At 45.8% G+C, this 21,480-nt stretch carries 17 protein-coding genes; 7 read left to right on the top strand and 10 right to left on the bottom strand.

The features are described 5' to 3' along the window. Nucleotides 1-24 precede the first annotated feature (24 nt). A protein-coding gene (gene prfB / locus HGO26_RS09915; protein ID WP_168824900.1) for a peptide chain release factor 2 occupies nt 25-1,123 on the bottom strand; the annotation gives its coding sequence in 2 pieces (ribosomal slippage) (nt 25-1,047 and nt 1,049-1,123; 1,098 coding nt in all). Between the two features lie 549 nt (nt 1,124-1,672). Here prfB and fdhF point away from each other — a divergent pair. After that, nucleotides 1,673-5,938 (top strand): formate dehydrogenase subunit alpha, encoded by a 4,266-nt coding sequence (gene fdhF / locus HGO26_RS09910; protein WP_168824899.1) that lies wholly within the window; start codon nt 1,673-1,675, stop codon nt 5,936-5,938. Between the two features lie 138 nt (nt 5,939-6,076). Here the strand turns inward: fdhF and HGO26_RS09905 are convergent, their stop codons facing one another. The 5 genes from HGO26_RS09905 to ohrR form a co-directional block, all read right to left on the bottom strand. Then, nucleotides 6,077-7,741 (bottom strand): methyl-accepting chemotaxis protein, encoded by a 1,665-nt coding sequence (locus HGO26_RS09905; RefSeq protein WP_113939838.1) that lies wholly within the window; start codon nt 7,739-7,741, stop codon nt 6,077-6,079. 127 nt (nt 7,742-7,868) lie between these two features. Further along, nucleotides 7,869-9,017: a chromate efflux transporter gene (gene chrA, locus HGO26_RS09900; RefSeq protein ID WP_168824898.1), complete on the bottom strand. Its 1,149-nt coding sequence runs from the start codon at nt 9,015-9,017 to the stop codon at nt 7,869-7,871. A gap of 200 nt (nt 9,018-9,217) precedes the next feature. After that, entirely contained in the window at nt 9,218-10,390 is a 1,173-nt protein-coding gene (gene rlmC / locus HGO26_RS09895; protein WP_168824897.1) for a 23S rRNA (uracil(747)-C(5))-methyltransferase RlmC, read from the bottom strand. Between the two features lie 109 nt (nt 10,391-10,499). Then, on the bottom strand, nt 10,500-11,675 hold the full coding sequence (locus tag HGO26_RS09890) for a glycerol-3-phosphate dehydrogenase/oxidase (RefSeq protein ID WP_168824896.1): 1,176 nt from the start codon (nt 11,673-11,675) through the stop codon (nt 10,500-10,502). Between the two features lie 137 nt (nt 11,676-11,812). Then, nucleotides 11,813-12,310, bottom strand: coding sequence for a transcriptional regulator OhrR (ohrR, locus tag HGO26_RS09885; RefSeq protein ID WP_168824895.1), 498 nt, complete (start codon nt 12,308-12,310; stop codon nt 11,813-11,815). Between the two features lie 139 nt (nt 12,311-12,449). Here ohrR and HGO26_RS09880 point away from each other — a divergent pair, with 139 nt between their 5' ends. From HGO26_RS09880 to HGO26_RS09870, 3 genes are all read left to right on the top strand, one after another. Next, the gene (locus HGO26_RS09880; RefSeq protein ID WP_131524696.1) at nt 12,450-12,875 is read left to right on the top strand and encodes an organic hydroperoxide resistance protein; all 426 of its coding nucleotides are present in this window, start codon (nt 12,450-12,452) and stop codon (nt 12,873-12,875) included. Between the two features lie 275 nt (nt 12,876-13,150). Next, entirely contained in the window at nt 13,151-14,584 is a 1,434-nt protein-coding gene (locus HGO26_RS09875; protein ID WP_168824894.1) for a cytochrome C biosynthesis protein, read from the top strand. An 86-nt stretch (nt 14,585-14,670) separates the two neighbouring features. After that, nucleotides 14,671-14,856, top strand: a complete 186-nt coding sequence (locus HGO26_RS09870) for a hypothetical protein (protein ID WP_028759392.1) — start codon at nt 14,671-14,673, stop codon at nt 14,854-14,856. Between the two features lie 81 nt (nt 14,857-14,937). On the opposite strand, the gene HGO26_RS09865 is transcribed toward HGO26_RS09870, so the two are convergent. From HGO26_RS09865 to HGO26_RS09855, 3 genes are read right to left on the bottom strand one after another with little or no spacing between them, the layout of a single operon-like run. Next, on the bottom strand, nt 14,938-15,228 hold the full coding sequence (locus HGO26_RS09865) for a hypothetical protein (protein ID WP_105250069.1): 291 nt from the start codon (nt 15,226-15,228) through the stop codon (nt 14,938-14,940). A gap of 30 nt (nt 15,229-15,258) precedes the next feature. After that, nucleotides 15,259-15,828, bottom strand: coding sequence for a class I SAM-dependent methyltransferase (locus tag HGO26_RS09860; RefSeq protein WP_168824893.1), 570 nt, complete (start codon nt 15,826-15,828; stop codon nt 15,259-15,261). 5 nt (nt 15,829-15,833) lie between these two features. After that, nucleotides 15,834-16,244 (bottom strand): hypothetical protein, encoded by a 411-nt coding sequence (locus HGO26_RS09855; protein WP_105250071.1) that lies wholly within the window; start codon nt 16,242-16,244, stop codon nt 15,834-15,836. Between the two features lie 498 nt (nt 16,245-16,742). Here HGO26_RS09855 and fccA point away from each other — a divergent pair, with 498 nt between their 5' ends. The 3 genes from fccA (at nt 16,743) to HGO26_RS09840 (ending at nt 20,589) form a co-directional block, all read left to right on the top strand. Next, entirely contained in the window at nt 16,743-18,536 is a 1,794-nt protein-coding gene (gene fccA / locus HGO26_RS09850; protein ID WP_113939829.1) for a fumarate reductase flavoprotein subunit FccA, read from the top strand. A 257-nt stretch (nt 18,537-18,793) separates the two neighbouring features. Beyond that, nucleotides 18,794-19,783 carry a 2-hydroxyacid dehydrogenase gene (locus tag HGO26_RS09845; RefSeq protein WP_105250073.1) on the top strand — a complete coding sequence of 330 codons (990 nt, stop codon included), beginning with the start codon at nt 18,794-18,796 and terminating at the stop codon, nt 19,781-19,783. A gap of 68 nt (nt 19,784-19,851) precedes the next feature. After that, nucleotides 19,852-20,589: a dienelactone hydrolase family protein gene (locus HGO26_RS09840; protein ID WP_168824891.1), complete on the top strand. Its 738-nt coding sequence runs from the start codon at nt 19,852-19,854 to the stop codon at nt 20,587-20,589. A gap of 174 nt (nt 20,590-20,763) precedes the next feature. On the opposite strand, the gene HGO26_RS09835 is transcribed toward HGO26_RS09840, so the two are convergent. Next, nucleotides 20,764-21,168 (bottom strand): DUF1801 domain-containing protein, encoded by a 405-nt coding sequence (locus HGO26_RS09835; RefSeq protein WP_168824889.1) that lies wholly within the window; start codon nt 21,166-21,168, stop codon nt 20,764-20,766. Between the last annotated feature and the right edge of the window lie 312 nt (nt 21,169-21,480).

Genomic DNA, 21,480 nt, shown 5'->3' with positions numbered 1-21,480 from the left:
TTTCTCGTCTATACCTTGAATTAATTACAGCCCAGATTTCAAACTGGCTTCGATAAACTTATCCAGATCGCCATCGAGTACCGCTTGAGTATTGCGGGTTTCAACGCCTGTGCGTAAGTCTTTAATGCGGGCATCGTCTAATACATAAGAGCGAATTTGACTGCCCCAGCCGATATCAGACTTAGCGTCTTCTGCGGCCTGTTTGTCGGCATTTTGCTTGAGCATTTCTAACTCAAACAGTTTTGCTTTCAGCTGCTTCATCGCAGCATCTTTATTTTTATGCTGTGAACGGTCGTTCTGGCACTGCACAACGGTATTCGTCGGTAAGTGGGTAATACGAATCGCCGATTCCGTTTTGTTAACGTGCTGACCACCCGCGCCCGATGCGCGGTAAGTATCAATACGTAGATCCGATGGGTTGATATCAATCGTAATATCATCATCGATTTCTGGATAAACGAACACAGAGCAGAATGATGTATGACGACGACCCGATGAATCGAATGGCGACTTACGTACTAAACGGTGCACGCCAGTCTCAGTGCGTAACCAACCGAACGCATATTCGCCAGTAAACTTAATGGTTGCGCCTTTAATACCGGCCACGTCACCATCGGTCACCTCCATCAACTCAGGGCTAAAGCCATGGGCTTCGCCCCAACGTAGGTACATACGCAGCACCATGTTGGCCCAATCTTGGGCTTCGGTACCACCACTACCAGACTGAATGTCTAAATAACAGTTTGACGCATCTTGCGGGCCGGAGAACATACGACGGAATTCAAGATCGGCAAGGCGGCTTTCGAGATAATCCAGCTCTTTACTGGTTTCATTGAAGGTATCTTCGTCTTCCTCTTCAATAGCCAGCTCGAGTAAGCCTTCAACATCTTCAAGACCTGAGTCCATATCGTCTATGGTTTTGACCACAGCTTCTAGGCTGGCGCGCTCTTTGCCTAAGGCTTGGGCGCGCTCTGGGTCGTTCCACACTTCTGAACTTTCAAGCTCACGGGTAACTTCTTCTAGACGCTCATTTTTGGCATCGTAGTCAAAGATACCCCCTAAGAAGCTCCGTGCGCTCGGCAAGCTCCTTAATTTTGAATTTTACTGGATTAACTTCAAACATGAGTTTTCAACTTTCTTTATTTGGCCGCTTTAATTGATCTTCCACTAAAAGGGGCAGTGATTAACAGTATTTGCAACCGCGCATTTTAACCTAACCAGACTGGTAAACCTAGGGGTGCACTGTTCATTAAATGGGATAACAAGGATTATTTTCCAAGCTAAAAGACCACAGCACTAAAGCCGAGACTAACAAAAAGCAATGAGTTAAGACTGTGATCTTACTTAAATTTAGCCAAGAATTTAGCCAAGATAGTGCTATGCGCGAGGCCAATGGCTGACACACAAGCGCTCTCCTGCCTAAAAAATCCCCATAATATCAAAGGAAACACAACTAAAAAGGCCTGATAACGCCAACCCCATCACGACTAAATCAGAACAAACATTCACCAGCGCACAATCTGGGCGGGTTTGTGATTCAAGCTGCAATTTTGCAGCAAACTTCACTTGCCCATAAGCGTCTTCTAAAGCTGTCTAGGTATACTCGAAACAACCTAAGCCTGCAGCCCCGCGCTATAGCAGCTAAGCACCCTACATATAAAAAGGCCATGGGATGATAGAACTTCGAATTGATGACCAAGTGTTGTCGGTTAATCCGACCGATAACCTACTGCAAGTGGCGCATGCTGCTGGCATAGCAATACCCAGCTTATGTGATCCCAGCGCAGCCTCGCAGCAATTAGGCGTTCACGAGCATGCAGACAAGCAAGCCTGCAATTTGTGTGTCGTCCAGATTGAGAATTCTGACGCCAGTTTGCGCTGCGTACGCGCCTGTGAAACGTCCGCCACAGTCGGCATGCGAGTCATAACTCAGTCTGAATTCTTAAGTCAAAAACGCAAACAATCGCTGACTGAGATCTTGAGCGATCATTTTGCCGATTGCGAAGCCCCCTGCCAACAAGCATGCCCCGCGGGCGTCGATGTGCAGAGTTACCTGTATCACATAGCCCAAGGCAACCATACTGAAGCCGTTAAAGTCATTAAACAAACTTTGCCGCTGCCACTATCCATTGGCCGTGTCTGCCCTGCTTTTTGTGAAGCACAATGTCGCCGCGGGCTGGTCGATGAGCCCATTGCCATACGTCAATTAAAACGCCACGCCGCCGATCTCGATTTAGCTGATGGCGAAAATGGGGGCATGAGTTATGTGCCGCCACGCCAAACCGACACGGGCAAAAAAGTCGCGATTATCGGTGCGGGTCCAGCAGGGTTAAGTGCCGGATATTACTTATCAAACCAAGGCCATAGCGTTGAGATATTCGAATCTATGCCACAGGCTGGTGGTTGGCTACGTTATGGCATTCCTGAGTATCGTTTACCTAAGGCGATACTAGACAAGGAGATCGCACTCCTGTGCCGCAATGGCTTAACCATACACACAGAAACACGTCTCGGTCACGAGATACATTTAAATCAATTAGTTGAAGATTTTGATGCCGTCTGTCTCGCCATTGGCGCCCAAAAAGCTGTGCCTATGGATTATCCCGGCAGCACACTCGCGGGTTGCTACTTAGGTGTCGATTACTTAAAAGATCATTGTCTCGAAAAGACACTTGTTTTAGGTAAGAAAGTCGCCGTCATTGGTGGTGGCAATACCGCTATTGATTGCGCCCGCACAGCAGTGCGTGAAGGTTGCGATGTCACCCTAATTTACCGTCGCACCCGCGCAGAAATGCCCGCCGAAGCTTACGAGGTACATGAGGCCGAAGTCGAAGGGGTGAAGTTTCATTTTTTAACCAATCCGCTTGAAAACCATAGCGATGTGCAAGGTAGAGTCCATTCAGTCACCTTCGCTAAGATGGCACTCGGCGAAGCCGATGCCTCTGGCAGACGCGCTCCCGTTGATACTGGTGAAACCTTTACTCAAGATTTCGACACTGTGATAGCCGCAGTATCACAAACTCCCGATATGAGTTTTATGCAAGATCCCGCGAGCCACTTAAGCAATGGTGAACTCGCTCTCAGCCGCTGGAATACCTTTATTGGCTGCGAGCACACTATGTCGTCCGGGGTTGAAAAACTCTTTGTGGTGGGGGATGCACGCCGCGGCCCTGCTACCGCAGTCGCCGCGATAGGCGACGGCAATAAAGCCGCAATTGCCATAGATAAATTGCTCAAACAAGGCCTAAGTTGCGAGCTGCATGCCACTGAATTTAATTCATCAAAAGCAGTCGGTAACACAATAAAACAAGGCTTGCCAACTACCGAACTCTACCCCTCTGTCGCACGTAAAGCCCGTTTAACCATGCCCGAATTGAACGCGGTGCAACGTTTACTCAATTACGGCGAAGTCGAGCTAGGCTTTGCTCCCGATGCCGCCATGCAAGAAGCTGCTCGCTGCCTCGAATGCGCCTGCCAAGCCAATACGGATTGTAAATTAAGGGACTATGCGACCGACTACCATGTCGAACCTAAGTCACTCAGCACTCAAAGCGCGCGTAAGTTTTCGGTCGATAAATCGAGTCCGTTCATTCAATTTGATGCAAATCGTTGTATTAGCTGCGGTAAGTGCGTCGATGTGTGCCAGTTGCAGAGTGGCCATTGTGCGATTCAATTTGCCCATGATTCCTATCAAGCGCTGCCGCAAGACATAAGCGAAACCGCCACGCGCCGTGCACCGAGAGTCGGCTTTAGCGCTAGCATGGCCGACAGCAAATGTGTGCAATGCGGCAACTGTGTGCAGGTTTGCCCAACAGGCGCACTCGTCGATGCGCGGGACAAACGCCAAGGCGATGAAACGCCACTCAAAACCGCCTCAACGATTTGTACCTATTGCGGCGTAGGCTGTCGGCTTGACCTTAAAATCGATACCAGCACGAATCAGATCCGTCATATTGAGGGCAATAAAGAGTCTGTGGTTAACCAAGGCATGCTCTGCGTCAAAGGGCGATTTGGCTTCGATTTTATTCACAGTGAAAAACGCCTCACCACGCCACTCATTCGTAAAAATGGCCAGCTCACGCCGAGTAGTTGGCCTGAAGCTATCGCCTATGTGGCCGAACATTTACTGCAAATAAAACAGCAATATGGCAGCAATGCACTGGCAAGTTTGGCCTCGGCAAAAGCCACTAATGAAGAAAACTTCCTCCTGCAAAAATTTGTCAGAAGCATACTCGGCACCAATAACATCGACCATTGTGCCCGTCTGTGTCATTCATCTACAGTCACTGGGCTACAGCAAAGTATCGGCAGTGGCGCCATGACCAATGACATTCCGAGCATTCAAGCATCGGATGTGATTTTTATCATAGGCTCAGACACCAGCAGTGCTCACCCGATCATCGCCTCGAAAATTAAGCAAGCCGTGGCTTTGCATGGCGCGAGACTAATGGTGGCCGACCCTAAACGTGTTGCCATTGCCGACAGTGCACAGCTTTATGTCGCCCACAGACCCGGCACTGACGTCATGCTACTCAATGCGATTATGGCGGAAATTATCCGCAACGACTGGCAGGATAAAAGCTACATTGCCGCACGCACCGAAGGCGTGGATGCTCTCTATGCTGAACTCAAAAAAGTAGATTACAGCCTAGAAAACGCAGCCTTGATAACAGGTGTTAAAGCCGAAGATATCGCCCGCATCGCACGCACCATAGGTACTGCAGACAAAACCGCAGTCTACTATGCTATGGGCATTACCCAGCACACGACGGGACACGACAATGTCACCGCCATATCTAATCTACAACTTCTATGCGGCAATATTGGAGTTGAAGGAGCGGGGATTAATCCACTGCGGGGACAAAGTAATGTGCAAGGTGCCTGTGACATGGGCGCACTGCCTAACTTCTTCAGTGGTTACCAAAAAGTCACCGACATTCATGCCAGAATGCGTTTCGAGGCACATTGGCAAACGCCGTTATCGGGAGAAATTGGCGTGACCGCAACCCATATGATGCATGATATTTCCAAAGGGAAAATCAAGGCTTTATATGTAATGGGCGAAAACCCCGTATTAAGCGACCCAGATCAAGCCCATGTGCTTAGGGCGCTTAATGCAATCGACTTTTTAGTGGTGCAGGACATCTTCCTCACCGAAACCGCCGAGCTTGCCGATGTGGTTCTGCCCGCCGCAGCCTTTGTCGAAAAACGCGGTCATTTCACTAATACTGAACGACGAGTGCAGCGACTCGAACAGGCCCTGCTACCGCCAGGTGAAGCCCTGCCCGATTGGCAAATTGTCCAAGCCATTGCCAATGCGATGGGTGCCGCTTGGGATTACCCTAATGAAGAAGCGATTTGGCAGGAAATCAATGAGCTGACACCACAATATCGCGGCATTACTTGGCAGCGATTAAGCACTGGAGTTGACGGTAAAATTCCCCAAGGCATTCAATGGCCATGTCCAGATGAAACCCATCCGGGAACGCCCATCATGCACCAAGGTCAATTCACCCGCGGCTTAGGCAAGTTCACGCCAGTAAGTTATCGCTTACCCGCAGAAATGCCCTGCAGTGAGTACCCGCTCACTCTGTCGACCGGACGTTTACTGGAACAGTTCCACACAGGCACCTTAACCCGTAAAACGGCTGGACTCGACTTACTCGGCTCGCCTAAAGTAATGATATCAGTCTACGATGCCGAGCAACTCGGCATAGGCAATGGCGATAAAATCAAACTCACAACCCGTCGCGGTGAAATTGAAATCGACGCCTTTGTGACGAAAAGAGCCCAAGCTGGCGTACTATTCCTGCCCTTCCACTTTGTGGAAGCTGCGGCGAATAAACTCACCATCAATGCACTCGATCCTGTCGCTTTTATCCCTGAATATAAGGTCTGCTCGGTAAGGGTTGAGCGGGTTGCCGAGAAAATTGATTAGAATGAACTGACTAGGCTGGATTGACTAAAGTAAATGGATTAAGTGCTCTTCAAAAAGATAAATAAGCCAAATAAAACGGGAGACCTTAAGTCTCCCGTTTTAATCAAGATTGCTGCAATTAAATCTTAAACTGTCCCACTAAATCTTAAACTGGCCCACTAACTTGCCCAAGTTAATGCCTTCTTCCGAGACTGTCATACTGATCCTAGCGGCATCTTCGCTGGAATGAAGCAGCTCGTTTACAATCTCTTGGATGGCATACACGTTACGGTTAATTTCTTCGGTTACTGAGCTTTGCTCTGTCGCCGCGGCCGCAATTTGGGTACTCATATCATTAATAGCCGTTACCGCTGAAGTGACTGAACCTAAACTATCGGAAATCGTGCGAGAAGAATCCACCGAACGTACACAGCTTTGCTGACTCTCTTCCATGGCTTTCACGGCTTGGGTCACTAGCTTATGCAGTGCCGATAACATCTCGTTGATTTCTAACGTGCTGGCTTGAGTTCGACTGGCTAAATTACGCACCTCATCGGCGACCACAGCAAATCCACGACCCTGTTCACCAGCACGGGCCGCTTCGATGGCGGCGTTTAATGCCAACAGGTTGGTCTGCTCGGCAATACCGCCAATGACAGAAAGCACGCTGTTGATCTTCTGTGATTGCTCGCTGAGTGATTTTATACTGCCTGCCGCATTGTTGATTTGCGACATTAAAGACGCAATCTCCTCAAGCGAAGCATCAACACAGCGCTGTGCATTCGCCACATCACCAGTAGCAGCGTGAGTCGCTTCGGCTACTTGAGTGGTATTCTTAGCCACTTCGTTCGCAGTGGAGGACATCTCAGTGATTGCAGTCACCACCTGATCGGTTTCATTGTTATGACTCACCAACTGGCTCGACATGACTTTAGTTTGATCATGAATCGCATTGGCTGCCGTTTTTACTTTAGCCGTCGCGGTCGCGACATCGCCGATAATATGCTGAAGTTTATCGACAAAGAGGTTAAAGGAGCGCCCAAGTTGGGCAATTTCGTCTTCACCTTTTACGGTAAGTCGCTTGGTTAAATCCCCTTCGCCCTTAGCAATATCATTTAAGTTATCGGCCATATTCTTGATTGGCACAACCATACGATGGGCGGCAATCATAATAATAAAGCCAGTAATACCCGTAAGGAAAAGCGCTATCAGCAAAATCGCGAAGGATTTTTCTGCCATTTGCTCAGTCACTGTCTCGCGATAATCTTCAACAACAGCTTCAATATCATCGATATATGCCCCAGTACCTAACATCCAGTCAGTACCAGGGATCATCATGGCGTAACTGATTTTTTCAATCTGTTCATTAGTATTAGGTTTTTGATAGTAATAGGAAAAACTACCATCGCCACGTTTAGCGGCATCGAGCAGACCGACGATAATTTTAGTGCCGCGAGGATCTGTCATATCCATTTTATTTTGCCCTTCTAAACTCGGTATGAGGGCATGAAAAATATTTTTCCCTTGAGAGTCATACATGAAGAAATAACCCGCACTGCCAAAACGTATGTCTCTTAGCGCTTGATTCACATTCCCTTGTTCTTTTAACGATAATTGGTAATTCACTATACCAGCGGCAATTTCGGTAGCTTCTTTAATTTGTTGTTTACGTTCACCGACGAGCTTAGATCTAAAGGTAACCACCTCATCGGCAAGCGCATTTTGCTCGACATAATAAGAAACCGACATCAACACCAATAATGCGAGGATCAAAGGAAATAGCGATAGCAATAATAATTTATTGCGCAAACTCAACTTAGACATACTTGAATGCTCCAAAGGATTACAACTTGTATCTTCGGAGTATAGCTAAGATTGTTGTATTTCTATGCGCTTAAAGTAACAAAATCTTAATCTTGCTCAATAAACATTCGATTAATAACGACTCAGTTCAAAGCATATTAAGCAGCACACCACATACACTAAAGCCTAATACCAGTTGTAGCATGGGTGGTTTAAATAACTTTAATGCACCAAAACCGAGCAATACCAAGGCCATATCTTTACCTGAGAATACCGCCTGAGAAAACACGGGTTGATAAAGTGCTGCAGCAAGTAAGCCAACAACACAGGCATTCACTCCCGCTATCGCGCCAGCAATTTTTGGTCTTGCGGCAATCGCATGCCAACTTTTCAACCCCACCAGCATGAGTAAAAAACCGGGTAAGAAAATGGCTGCGGTTGCGATGCAAGCTCCCATGAAGGGCTTATCTAACATCACTTCAGCGCCTAAAAAGGTCGCAAAGGTAAACATAGGTCCTGGCACTGCTTGGGCAAAGGCATAACCTGTCAGAAAACGATCGCCACCTATGGTATCACCCACCGCAGTTTCTAGCAGAGGTAGCACAACATGACCACCACCAAATACTAAGCTCCCTACGCGATAAAACTCACCGAAGATCCAAGCTTCAGAGCCTAAATCCACGATAAAAAAACTGCCGATGAGCAACACAAAAAAGAGCAGTAAATATATATAATTCAATTTGATAGGTGCAAGCGGTGCGGTGTCATCTTGCGTCGCACTCAATTTATAGATGCCGATAGTCGCAGCGCCGAGTAACAGCAGGATTTGCGTCCACATCGATGGCGCAATCAAAATTGCCGCGGCACTGACTAACATTAATAGGCGTGCGGATTTGCGTTGGCAGAACTGTTTAAACATGGCGAGAACGGCATCGGCAACCACAACAACGGCCATTAATTTAAGCCCATAAATCATCCCTTGAACATAATGATTGGCGAGCCATGCCGACGTTGTTACCGCCAGTAAGTACATCAAAATAAAGGAAGGTAGTGTAAAACCGGCAAAAGCAGCAAGCGCGCCAACAAGCCCGCCTCTTTGATAACCAATGGCAAAACCCACTTGGCTCGACCCTGGCCCCGGCATAAATTGGCTTAAGGCAACCAGACTGGCGTAACGCTTATCATCGAGCCAACCGAGTTCATTTACGAAGGTCTGGCGAAAATAACCAATGTGCGCCGCAGGTCCGCCAAAACTCATCAAGCCCAAGGTAAAAAAGCGTAGGAAAATCTGTAGCATAAATCGCCGCCCATCAATGCATAAAGTGCTGAAGATTATGCCACTAAAAAGACACTTTGATGAAGTTTCACGCGAGCAGCACAGATAAAAGTATTGCAAAGACTCCACATGGTAGAGTCCTTATGATTGTTTGAGCGGACTTCAAGAGTCGTAAAGCGAGTGAACACAAATGCTTAGTGATAAATTGATGAGCTAAAAAATTAATCCTTCACCAACATGACTAGTACTTCGAAGTGATCCGTGTGGGGGAATAAATCAAATAGCTGCACTTTGGTTAAGTGATAGCCTTGAATATGTTCGAGATCTTTCGCTAAGGTTTGCGGATTACAGCTTGAATAGAGAATGGCCTTAGGGGCAAACTCGCTTAAAGACTGACATAGCGCCTCGCCAATACCGCGCCTCGGCGGATTAACTATGATCAAATCCGGCTTATCGGCAGCGCTTTTACCCTTAGCAAAGTCGGTGGAATCGAGCGCCATAAATTGCACGTTTTCGAGCCCCATCATCTGCGCTGACATTTGCGCGCAGGCAATCGCTTCAGCTTCAATTTCAATCCCTGTGAGTGTAATGTCATTGGATGCGCAGTGCAGTCCGAAACCGCCTACACCACAGAAGAGATCCCATAACGAATGAGGTGAAAACTCGGCAACCCATTCACGGGCCGTTTGATATAACTGAGCCGCAACGTGTGGATTAGTTTGGAAAAAGCTTTTAGGCCGAATGAACAAAGGCACATGATTAAAACGTTCTTCAAGCCTAGTATTCTCAGTTAAGAAAATCTCTTCATCCCCCTCAAGTATTGCCATATGAACCGGTTGGATATTGACTGACACCACTTTTATTTGCGGATATTCAGCTAATAATGCAGGTAATTCACGTTCGATACGTTCGATACTATTGGTGGACCGCAGTACAAACCGCAGTAGATATTCACCACGCACTTGGCTGCGGGTCAGCAGAATAAATTTAAGTTCACCCTTGGCTCTATCTACCCGATAAGGAGGAAGTCCAGCCTGCTGCACAAAGCGTGTTAAGCGATGTAATAAATCTTGCATATCAGATGGATATAAAAGGCAGTCGCAAAGATCTACCGCCTCGCCACTTGGGCCCACAATCCCCAACACAGGCGCATGGGCGGCGCCTAAGGCCACCATTTTAGCTTTATTACGAAAGCCGCTGTCCTCGCCAATTACCGGCGGCTGAAAAATATCGGGCAAATTAGCTGGGATAAAAGGCGCGAGTAGTTGCTGTAAAATTTGAGTCTTAACCGCCACTTGCTGCACCATAGGTTGTTGTATATGCCGGCAAGAAAGGCACTGACCTTGGTTAAAATAACCACATTGCTTGGCGGTATTTACAATAGCAGCATTCACGGCAGATCCTAGATATCAGTAAAAAAGCGCCACACTGTAGCGGTTTTACAGGTAAAAATCACCTTGAAGCATATTCAAATCAGCATCAAGTGCATAATTCACGGCGCACTCAAGATAGGGTGAGTTTATCAACATCAGCAATAGACTGCCGCTTACCTATGGCCTTTTCAATCCATTCAAGCACTTCGGCTGAGGTACTGCGAAACGTCGTTAACTTACCGCCATATAAACTGAGTATTCGCGGATGGGAAATTGATGTTTTCATCAAGGTATCCCGCGGTCGCTCAAAGGCTTGGCTATTTTGCTTAGGTAAAACCCGAATACCGCAGAAGGTTTGGGTAATTAAAGCCTTAAGCTCATCAATCTCCGACGTTAGCGGGAAGTAATGCTTATAAATACCAAGCAGATAATTAATTTCAGACTCGGTCGCTTGGGGCGGCTTATCTAAAGAGGTTAATTCAGTTTCTGTGGTGCCGACTAAGGTTTGACCATACCAAGGCATCACAAATATTACCCGTTTATCGAAGCATGACTCTAAGTACAAGATGCCATCGGGCGCAGGAATATCCAGTAACACATGGGCGCCTTGCACCCAATCGAGTTCAACACCCGCAAGTGGGGGCAAGACTTTGCTTAAAACAGCATTCACCCAAGGACCTGCAGCATTAATCACAAGCTTCGCCTCGGCTTTATGGATTTCGCCCCTGTGGCTAAAACTCAGCTCACAAGCCTCGCGCTTATGTTCCAGCTCAAGAAACTCAGCCTCGGCATAGACTTCAGCGCCCAGTGCCTGCGCGCTGCGCGCCACCGCTTGAGTGAGCAATTTATCGTCGGTCTGCGCATCCCAGTACTGAAATACGGCTTTTAATCCAGAGAGTTTTAATCCCTTGAAACGATGCCAATGCACAGCAGGTACTGACACAAATTGGCCTAAAGGATCAAATTCACTCAGCAGTGCATACATACTCAGTCCTGCGCGAATGGTCCAAGGACTGCGCTGACTGTTGTCGTACACGGGAATATAAAAGGGCACAGCTTTAACAAGTGATGGTGCAAGATTGAGTAAATGTCGCCTTTCAAGCAATGATTTGCGGACTAAATTAATTTGTCCAGTTTCTAAATAGCGTAAACCACCGTGGATAAGCTTGCTGGAATTCGCCGAGGTTTGGCCGCCAATTTCGCCCTTTTCAATCAGCAAGGTGGAATAGCCCGATGCTGCTGCATATTGGGCAATGCCGACACCGCTGATCCCACCGCCAATAATGGCTACATCGAAACAGGCCATAACTTACTCTCGCTAACCTTAAATAGACGACTGACCCGCTGAGCCTCAAGCATACAACCCATTACACTCAGTCGAACCGCTAATAAGCGTTAATATGTCAATAAGTTAATCTTAGATCAAATCTTGACGATAAGTGTTTAATCAATACTGGCATGTAATTGCTTAAGTGCTTGATCGCACATAGTCTTTAAGGCTTTTAGTTCGCTCGCCTCGCCGCCGACTTTGCAACGCATCAAATGGGGAATTTCACTTGCCTGTGTTTTGAGGGCAAGCCCCGCTGGCGTTAAGGCCAGCACTCTCACGCGTTCATCCTGCTCGCTACGCCCGCGAGTCACTAATCCTTTAGATTCTAGCCGCTTCAGCAATGGCGTTAATGTGCCTGAATCGAGGAAAAGTTTATCGCCTAAGGTTTTGACACTAATCCCCTGCTCTTCCCATAGCACTAGCATGACTAAGTACTGCGGATAGGTTAGATCTAATTTGTCCAACAAAGGCCGATAGGCACGCACCATAGCATTTGCAGCACTATAAAGTGAGAAGCACACTTGATTCTCAAGACATAAGGCATTCTCTGTGCTGGTATTTTCTGCCATATCGACAGTATTAACACGGGTGTTGGGTTGAGTTGTTGCCATAGGAAGATCCGACAAATTAAATATATTGCGCACAATATACTTGCATTCACACCAAAGATCGAATTATAGTTTATCACAATTGAATTGCGCACAATTTAAATCGATTTACTTAATCCTTAACCTCAGAAGGTCTAATACTATGAAAACACTTTATGAAACACGTGCCACAGCAAAAGCGGGTCGTCAAGGTCAAGTCAGCACTGATGATGGTTTACTTGATGTCGCTTTAGCCTATCCAAAAGCCATGGGCGGTAGCGGTCTCGCCACTAATCCTGAACAACTGTTTGCCGCAGGTTATGCCGCCTGTTTCTCAAACGCCGTTCTGCACGTCGCAAAAATCGGCAAAGTGGATATTACCGAAGCGCCAGTCAGTGCGGTTGTTGGCATAGGTGCCAATGACGCCGGTGGTTTTGCATTAGCGGTTGCCTTAGAAGTCAGCTTAGATTTACCGCAAGAAGCCGCAGAAGCCCTCGTGCGTCATGCACATCAAGTTTGTCCATACTCGAACGCCACGCGCAATAATATCGACGTGAAACTTAGCGTAAATGGCGTAACGCTAGGCTAACCATAACCCATCATCGGCACCTGTTGATAACGTCAGAAATAGAGCACCCTCGGGTGCTTTATTCTTTATTAGCCAATAACGACTCAAGCTGAGAGTGAGTGTGCATCACCCCATTTCACAGGGAGATAAACTGGTTTCAGTTCCCAAAAAATTATTATTCGCGAGTTAACTAACACTTCTTAATATCTAATTTAATCAAAATGATTGATTTAAGTAGAGTAAGAGATAATCGAACCGTTTGACGATACTTAAACCCACTCTCTGTGGGAGGCGCTATGACAAAATATCTATCGAAATTATCTCTCTTTTGCTCGCTATTATTCCTCTTTGCCTTTTCTATCCCGAGCTGGGCCGAGACAACACCCTCAAGCTCAGCGGATCGAACGTGGCATTATGTGAATGATCAGGGTGAGCTCAAAATTAAGCTGTATTTCTTTTGGTCAAAAACCTGTCCGCACTGTGCAGAGGCCCATCCGTTCATTGATTCATTACCGCAAAAATACCCTTGGATAGAACTCGAATCCCATAGGGTGTCAGATCCCGGCGTACAGGATATTTGGCAAAATGTTGCCTCCAAAACCAGTACTGAAGCACGCTCAGTACCCTATATGGCAAGTTGTGAAAAGGCCATTGTGGGATATTCAAGTGAAGCGGTAACGGGTGAGTTTTTAGTCAATCGACTAAAGAATTGTTATTTAGCCCTTGGCGGTAAACTGAGCGACGCTGACCTCCCCACCAAAGGAGCCACCAGCACAACCACAAGCGCTCAAACTGATGCACCGCTCTTTGGCACTTGTGGCACGGATACTGGTGAAGGCACCTGTGATGCCACCAGCTTAAGCGAGTCCGTTGCAGAGGCAGAAGTTCAGCCCGTTGAATTACCTTTAGTGGGAGTCGTGACACCTGAGACTATGTCTCTGCCGTTACTCACCTTAGTGCTCGCAGGTGTCGATGCTTTTAACCCTTGTGCCTTCTTTGTGTTGCTATTTTTACTGTCGATAATGGTTAATGCCAAGAGTCGCAGCCGCATGTTACTCGTCGGCGGGATTTTCGTATTCTTCTCCGGCTTTATCTATTTCCTGTTTATGACGGCATGGCTAAACATCTTCCAACTGCTGGGGGCAGGCAGTGATGGCGGTATGATCATTTTAGCGGCGGGTTGTTTAGCTTTGATCGCAGGAGTCATCAATATCAAAGATTACTTCTTTACTAAGGGAGAAGTGACACTATCAATGTCGGCAGAAAATCGTACGAGTCTGATAAAACGCATGGGAAAACTATCCAATTCCAGTAACTTAGGCGCGTTACTCATAGGTTCTACCGTATTAGCTATCCTCGCCAACGCCTATGAATTACTTTGCACCGCAGGCTTCCCAATGATCTACACCAGTGTGCTATCTATGCACAATCTGCCAGACATTGAACGCTATATGTATCTGGTTTTATACAATATTGTATATGTGATCCCGCTGGCTATTATTGTTATCGTTTTCAGTGCGACCTTAGGCAAACGTAAGTTAACCGAAAAAGAAGGCCAAACCCTGAAACTTATGTCAGGCGTGATGATGTTAGGTATGGGTATCGCACTGGTTATTGACCCAACAGCACTGCAAAATGTGAGCCTGGCACTTGGATTGATTTTAGGCTCACTAGGCGTTACAGCAATAATTGTCATCGGCCGCAAACTGTTCACGGCCAAGGCAAAATAATTGCAGATTGGCAAATTCATGTGTAACGACTAAAGTTAACCGTGGGTTTGCCGATAAAGGGATCCAGCTTACAATCGAGGTTAGTTATGTCAATTTCACTGAATACCCAAGCTATCGCACCGAATCTAGAAAATGGTGCAATTGGCGTTAAGGTTGCTCAGTTAGCAAAAGAGCAGCAAAAAGCCGAAGGTAAAATCGCGGTAGATTTAATTGCAGCTGCGGCGCCAAAACCCGTAGGCAATGCAGGCCACAACATCAACACCACGGCCTAATTGTTAGCAATACAAAATCAAAAAAAGCGCTCTGATTATCAGGGCGCTTTTTTGTTATTTTCTCTAAAACGTCAGGCGAATTTAAGAAAAAGCGTTACCATTCACGTGCATAATAGTGAATGTCCACACCACAAACGCCAGTGGGATATGCACTAAGGCATAGAAACACTGATCGAGTCGCCCCATTCCTTTTGCTAACAAAATCAAATATAAGTGTAATCCAATCACCAAAGGAAATAGCGCTAACAGCGGATAGAGTGCGACAGGGTTTGCATCGGAAAATAAGCTGTGACTGAATAAAGCCCACGCCACCATAAAGGCGGTCGTCAACGGCGGCGTTGCAATGCGATATTGCTCTGGATAGGGAAACATCCTACGACCTCTGAGTCTCAATCAATAAATTTACGTTGTAGGTTTTCGCGCAATCAACTGGGCTTTATAACTGCTTTGAGTGGACTGCGGATCACATAATCGACCTTCAAAGTAATGTAAAGATTGCCAGTTAGCAAACACTGATTTGAGTTCATTTTCAGTAAGTAAGAAATCTGGGTTGCGTGGCCTACCTATCTGCGCCTGTTGCGTTGTAAAGGTTTCATAGACAATAAGGCCTGTGCTCTTAACCGCCTTAGCAATTTGTGGCAGTAATGGGCGATGCAGATAATTAAATACTAAGACAATATCGTACTCTTCAACCGGCAATAATGGTCCTGCCTCAGCTTCTAAATCCCTTTGTAATTTGTAAGCATTAGCCTGAACAATGTGTGACATGGCTGACAAATCTCTGTCTATAAACGTCACTTCAGCCCCTCGCGCTAAAAACCACAAACCATTACGCCCAGAACCGCAAGCGAGATCGAGTACCTTAAGCCCATCGAAACAACTCAAGTCTAAGTTAGACACAGATGGATTAGGCCAAGCGAACTCTGTGATTAACGCGGCAGGCGTTAAAGTTGACGTATGGGTTACAGACATATCAATTAGCCCTTAATTTCTTTTTTCGAGTCAATTTGCCGACGATGCACAATAGAATAATGCCTGAGCCCTGCAGGACCATGGGACACGATCACTGACAAAAAAAGTATCACGATTAACAGCTCAGGTTTGTAATGAGCCAGCGGCACAAACAGGCCAAGCAAGCCTATTTTTACTAAAGTTAACACTCCCTTAAGCTGGATCAGCCAGCGCCAATCCCGTGCGATTTCCCACAACATTAATATGCTGCCCGTCGTCATCGCGAGATACCAATAACTCAACCATTGCACTTTATTTACATCTAATAAAATGCCACCACCGACACCTACTATCCCTAAAATATGTAATGCCCTTAAACTGGTTTTACTCAAACGTTGAAACCAAAAACGTTTTTCAGATATGCCTTGTTTGTGCATTACAACCCCTTAAGAATCAATTGCGTAACATTTAATTAAAATTGAAATATAATTTTATACAATAAAGGCTTTTGAAATAACATTATTTATAGAATACATAAAAATAAATAAGCCATCACCTCAATATACAAGATTAAATTATAATATCTATAAAATACAAATAGATAAAACACACTACCAAAACCATAATTCATACCATTTTTATTTTATAAAGTTAAAATCAATCCATTCAATATGTTAACTAACGCATGTTATACCGTATTGAAGCAGTGATTAGTCTCAACTTCATTAATATTTCCCATCCGATTGCACATTTTAAATATGTTATTTTCGCTGTAACAAAGGTTATGTGATCTGAGCACACATATACCTCTTTAGATAGTGCTAAATTTGCAAATGGAGAATGCTCTAACAGTGCGTGAGCTGCGTAAAAAATAAATATCACGCCACGATGAATAACCCTTATTAAGTAGATGAATGTACGGCGGAGGAACTATCATGTTCACAAGAAAGATTCAAAAAACAGCACTAGCCATGCTGATCTCTGGCGCTATGGCAGGTACTGCCTATGCAGCACCAGAAGTGCTAGCCGATTTTCACGGTGAAATGGGTAGCTGCGACAGCTGCCACGTATCAGACAAAGGTGGCGTCACCAACGACAACCTTACCCATGAAAATGCTCAGTGTGTTAGCTGCCACGGTGATTTAAAAGAACTGGCCGCCGCTGCACCTAAAGATAAAGTATCACCCCATAAATCTCACCTAATTGGCGAAATTGCTTGTACTAGCTGCCATAAAGGTCATGAAAAATCAGTCACCTATTGCGATGCTTGTCACAGCTTCGGCTTCGATATGCCTTACGGTGGTAAGTGGGAACGTAAGTTTGTGCCTGTTGATGCAGACAAAGCTGCTCAAGATAAAGCCATTGCCGCTGGCGCAAAAGAAACCACTGATGTCGTGATCATAGGTTCAGGTGGTGCAGGTCTTGCTGCAGCCGTTTCAGCCCGTGATGCAGGCGCTAAAGTTATCCTGCTTGAAAAAGAACCTATCCCAGGCGGAAACACTAAACTTGCTGCTGGCGGTATGAACGCTGCAGAAACTAAGCCACAGGCTAAACTAGGTATCGCAGACAAGAAACAAATCATGATCGACGACACCATGAAAGGTGGTCGCAATATTAACGATCCTGAACTGGTCAAAACCTTAGCCAACAACTCATCAGACTCTATCGATTGGTTAACCTCTATGGGTGCCGATATGACTGACGTAGGTCGTATGGGTGGTGCAAGTGTTAACCGTAGTCACCGTCCAACAGGCGGCGCTGGCGTGGGTGCACACGTAGCACAAGTTCTATGGGACAATGCAGTGAAACGTGGTACTGACATCCGCTTAAACAGCCGTGTAGTACGTATTCTTGAAGATGCGAGCGGTAAAATTACCGGCGTATTGGTGAAGGGTGAATACACAGGTTATTACGTTGTCAAAGCTGACGCTGTCGTTATCGCAGCGGGTGGTTTTGCGAAAAATAACGATCGTGTAGCTAAGTACGATCCTAAGTTAAAAGGCTTTAAAGCGACTAACCACCCAGGTGCTACAGGTGATGGCTTAGACGTGGCATTACAAGCGGGTGCAGCAACTCGCGACTTAGAATTTATTCAAGCTCACCCAACTTATTCACCTGCTGGTGGTGTGATGATCACCGAAGCGGTACGTGGTAACGGTGCAATCGTGGTTAACCGTGAAGGTAACCGCTTTATGAACGAAATCACCACCCGTGACAAAGCGTCTGCCGCGATTCTGCAACAAAAAGGCGAAAGTGCTTATTTGGTATTCGATGACTCTATCCGTAAGAGCTTAAAAGCTATCGAAGGCTATGTGCACCTGAACATTGTTAAAGAAGGCAAAACAATTGAAGATCTGGCTAAACAGTTAGATATTCCAGCAGCCGAACTCGCTAAAACAGTGAAAGCTTATAATGGCTTTGTTAAATCAGGTAAAGATGCTCAATTTGAACGTCCTGATTTACCACGTGAATTAGTTGTTGCACCTTTCTACGCTCTCGAAATCGCGCCAGCAGTTCACCACACTATGGGTGGTGTTGTGATCGATACTAAAGCCGAAGTGAAGAGTGAAAAAACGGGCAAGCCTATTGATGGTTTATATGCAGCAGGTGAAGTCACAGGTGGCGTTCACGGTGCTAACCGCTTAGGTGGTAATGCTATTTCCGATATCGTTACTTATGGCCGTATCGCGGGTGCATCTGCAGCTAAATACGCTAAAGACAAAAAGTAAAATGCAATAACAGAGGGTTAAAGGACTAACCCTCAGCTCATATAGTACGACTTTCAATATGAGAGCTCTAGCTTGAACACTTCAAGTAAAAGCAGTCAATCAATAAGCGAGCCGTCAGGGGCTCGCTTTTTTATTCCCAATTGATGATAAAGCTCACTCTTTTAACGGGGAATTTTCTAAGGCTAAGGACAAAAAGCCCTAACTCACTTACACTCTTTGCCAGATAATGACATCAGCAAACCCGTTAGGTGACTGAAATGAGAATTGGATTTTTTAGCGCAAAACATTACGACATGCAGCACTTTAACCGCACAAATGCTGCGTTTGGTGCACAAATTGAGTACTTCGATTATCGCCTCTGCATGCAAACAGTGAAGCTTGCCGAAGGTTTTGAAATTGTCTGCGCCTTCGTCAACGATTCACTCTGTGAAGAAGTTCTGGTCGAACTCGCTAAGGGTGGCACAAAAATTATCGCCATGCGCTGCGCTGGCTTTAACAACGTCGATTTAGTTGCCGCTAAACGCTTAGGCATGCAAGTCGTTAACGTACCAGCTTATTCTCCTGAATCCGTGGCCGAACATACAGTCGCACTGATGTTGACACTGAATCGAAAAATCCACAAAGCTTACCAACGCACCCGCGATGCCAACTTCTCCCTCGAAGGCTTAGTCGGCTTTAACATGTTCGGCAAAACCGTCGGCGTGATTGGTACAGGTAAAATCGGCGTAGCAACTATCAAGGTATTGCTCGGTTTTGGCTGTAAAGTCATTGCCTTCGATCCCTTTATCAATCCGGCTGTCATCGCGCTGAATGTTGAATATCAAGATCTCGACTCTATTTATGCCAACAGCGATATCATCAGCTTGCATTGCCCGTTGACCGCAGATAACCGTCATTTACTAAACCAAGCCAGCTTCGCCAAGATGAAACCCGGTGTCATGGTGATCAACACCAGCCGCGGTGGTTTACTCAATGCTTTCGACGCAATGGAAGCATTAAAACTGGGGCAAATCGGCTCGCTTGGGCTCGATGTATACGAAAACGAAAAGGGCCTGTTCTTCGAAGACAAATCGAATGAAATTATTCAAGACGATGTATTCCGTCGTTTATCAGCCTGCCATAACGTGATTTTCACGGGTCACCAAGCCTTCCTCACCGAAGAAGCCCTAGGCGCCATTGCCAAAACGACCTTGAGCAATATAAAAGCACTATGTGCAGGTGAGCTATCTGGTAACGAATTGTTTTAACTGACAGATAAAATCCTGACTGCTAAAGTGAGGCTTCAACGTTTGAAGCCTCATAGAGGAATATAAATATGTTAGTGACTCAGGAAATTCAGGATATCTCCACACCTTCAGGGCTAATGCGCACCTATATCTATCGCCCAGAAGCACAGGGAATATTCCCAAGTCTCATCTTTTATTCCGAGATATTTCAGCAAACTGCGCCCATCGCCCGCACTGCGACAATTCTTGCTGGCCACGGTTTTGTGGTGTTAGTACCCGAAGTGTTCCATGAACTGAATCCTTTAGGCACTGTGCTGGCCTATGATGAATCGGGTAAAGATAAAGGTAACGCCGATAAATTTGCCAAACCCCTAGAACATCACGATAGCGATACCCAAGCACTGATCGATTTTGCCACTCAACAAACTTACTGTAATGGCAAAGTTGGCTCTATGGGCGTGTGTATCGGCGGCCACTTAGCCTACCGCGCCGCACTCAACCCCGCTATTTTAGGTGCATTTTGCCTCTATCCAACCGACATTCATTCCAATACCCTACCCTGCGCTTACGGCAATGACTCACTGAGCCGCAGCGGTGATATTCAAGGGGAATTAGTGTTAGTGTTCGGCAAGCAAGATCCCCACGTATCCGCGGAAGGCCGAGTACTAATCCACCAGCAATTAATGGCGCTGAACCGTAACTTTACTTGGCTTGAAGTCAACGCCCAACACGCCTTTATGCGTGATGAAGGCGAACGCTATGATCCCGTACTCGCACTGCAAATGTACCTGCAAGCGGTAGCTTTTTTTCAAAGAGTGCTTCGATAATTGCCTTTGAAGAATCCTACCGCCACAAGTTAGAAGCCTTTATTGCATAATTCAAATAATGCAGCAGGTTATCCAAAACACACTTAACTAGCAAAATTCACGCTTAATGAAACAGACTAAAACCTTAACTCGCGTTAAGGTTTTAGTGATTCATCATCTTTTTATTCAATGAAACTAAGCGCCTAGTAAAGGTAGATGTTTGATACTTTTGTATTTCAACGATAATTCAATACATTGGGAAATCGCAGATTCTGGTAGGGGATCATGAATATTTAACACTATGGCTCGATTCCCTTCAAACTGCAGCACGTCGGAATGCAGCTCTCGAAATGTATCAATCAGCTTAGTTTTACAATTAAAGAATAGGTAATATTGTTCGGGATATTTAGGCTTCCAGTCAAACCTTACTGTGCTCCCATTTTTAACGAAATAACTCGGCTCGCCCCATTTTAAGCTCTCTTCCACCGCGCCTAAATCTTGCGCTTCGGCAATCGAAAAAATCAAAATTCGAATCCGCAATAGCAAGGGCGTTATATGCTCAGGGTAGCCTTCAAACTTTTTCAGTACTTGCGCTTGCATGCTCTCATCCTCCCATTTACGCAATGCCGAATCATCATATCTGTAAAACAAAAAACTATGCAGCGGGCCCACATGGTTGAACTTCCAAACCCTTAGTCATCGGTGATTTATCACTTAGTGGAAATATAGAGAGAGGAAATAAGCAGAAACAAGCGTAATTTTATTTTTCCATATCAAAAGTGTCGATTATATCAGCACTTTATTATAAACCGCGTATTAGGGGTGTGACACAGTGTCGCAGGTAGTTTAGTTTTTATTGAGATATCAGCTTAATCCTTTATAAAACATCTCATTATTTAAACAAACCTTTCA

Source organism: Shewanella oncorhynchi (assembly GCF_012584455.1).
Taxonomy (GTDB): Bacteria; Pseudomonadota; Gammaproteobacteria; order Enterobacterales; family Shewanellaceae; genus Shewanella; species Shewanella oncorhynchi.
This window is presented reverse-complemented; position numbering and strand designations above follow the sequence as displayed.

What these genes read in the sequence shown, in the direction of transcription:
- HGO26_RS09880 (WP_131524696.1), top strand. Translation starts at nt 12,450, where the DNA reads ATGAAAACACTTTATGAAACACGTGCCACAGCAAAAGCGGGTCGTCAA.
- HGO26_RS09835 (WP_168824889.1), bottom strand. Translation starts at nt 21,168, where the DNA reads ATGCAAGCGCAAGTACTGAAAAAGTTTGAAGGCTACCCTGAGCATATA.
- HGO26_RS09870 (WP_028759392.1), top strand. Translation starts at nt 14,671, where the DNA reads ATGTCAATTTCACTGAATACCCAAGCTATCGCACCGAATCTAGAAAAT.
- HGO26_RS09875 (WP_168824894.1), top strand. Translation starts at nt 13,151, where the DNA reads ATGACAAAATATCTATCGAAATTATCTCTCTTTTGCTCGCTATTATTC.
- HGO26_RS09855 (WP_105250071.1), bottom strand. Translation starts at nt 16,244, where the DNA reads ATGCACAAACAAGGCATATCTGAAAAACGTTTTTGGTTTCAACGTTTG.
- HGO26_RS09845 (WP_105250073.1), top strand. Translation starts at nt 18,794, where the DNA reads ATGAGAATTGGATTTTTTAGCGCAAAACATTACGACATGCAGCACTTT.
- HGO26_RS09860 (WP_168824893.1), bottom strand. Translation starts at nt 15,828, where the DNA reads ATGTCTGTAACCCATACGTCAACTTTAACGCCTGCCGCGTTAATCACA.
- fdhF (WP_168824899.1), top strand. Translation starts at nt 1,673, where the DNA reads ATGATAGAACTTCGAATTGATGACCAAGTGTTGTCGGTTAATCCGACC.
- HGO26_RS09905 (WP_113939838.1), bottom strand. Translation starts at nt 7,741, where the DNA reads ATGTCTAAGTTGAGTTTGCGCAATAAATTATTATTGCTATCGCTATTT.
- fccA (WP_113939829.1), top strand. Translation starts at nt 16,743, where the DNA reads ATGTTCACAAGAAAGATTCAAAAAACAGCACTAGCCATGCTGATCTCT.
- HGO26_RS09840 (WP_168824891.1), top strand. Translation starts at nt 19,852, where the DNA reads ATGTTAGTGACTCAGGAAATTCAGGATATCTCCACACCTTCAGGGCTA.
- HGO26_RS09865 (WP_105250069.1), bottom strand. Translation starts at nt 15,228, where the DNA reads ATGTTTCCCTATCCAGAGCAATATCGCATTGCAACGCCGCCGTTGACG.
- ohrR (WP_168824895.1), bottom strand. Translation starts at nt 12,310, where the DNA reads ATGGCAACAACTCAACCCAACACCCGTGTTAATACTGTCGATATGGCA.
- HGO26_RS09890 (WP_168824896.1), bottom strand. Translation starts at nt 11,675, where the DNA reads ATGGCCTGTTTCGATGTAGCCATTATTGGCGGTGGGATCAGCGGTGTC.
- chrA (WP_168824898.1), bottom strand. Translation starts at nt 9,017, where the DNA reads ATGCTACAGATTTTCCTACGCTTTTTTACCTTGGGCTTGATGAGTTTT.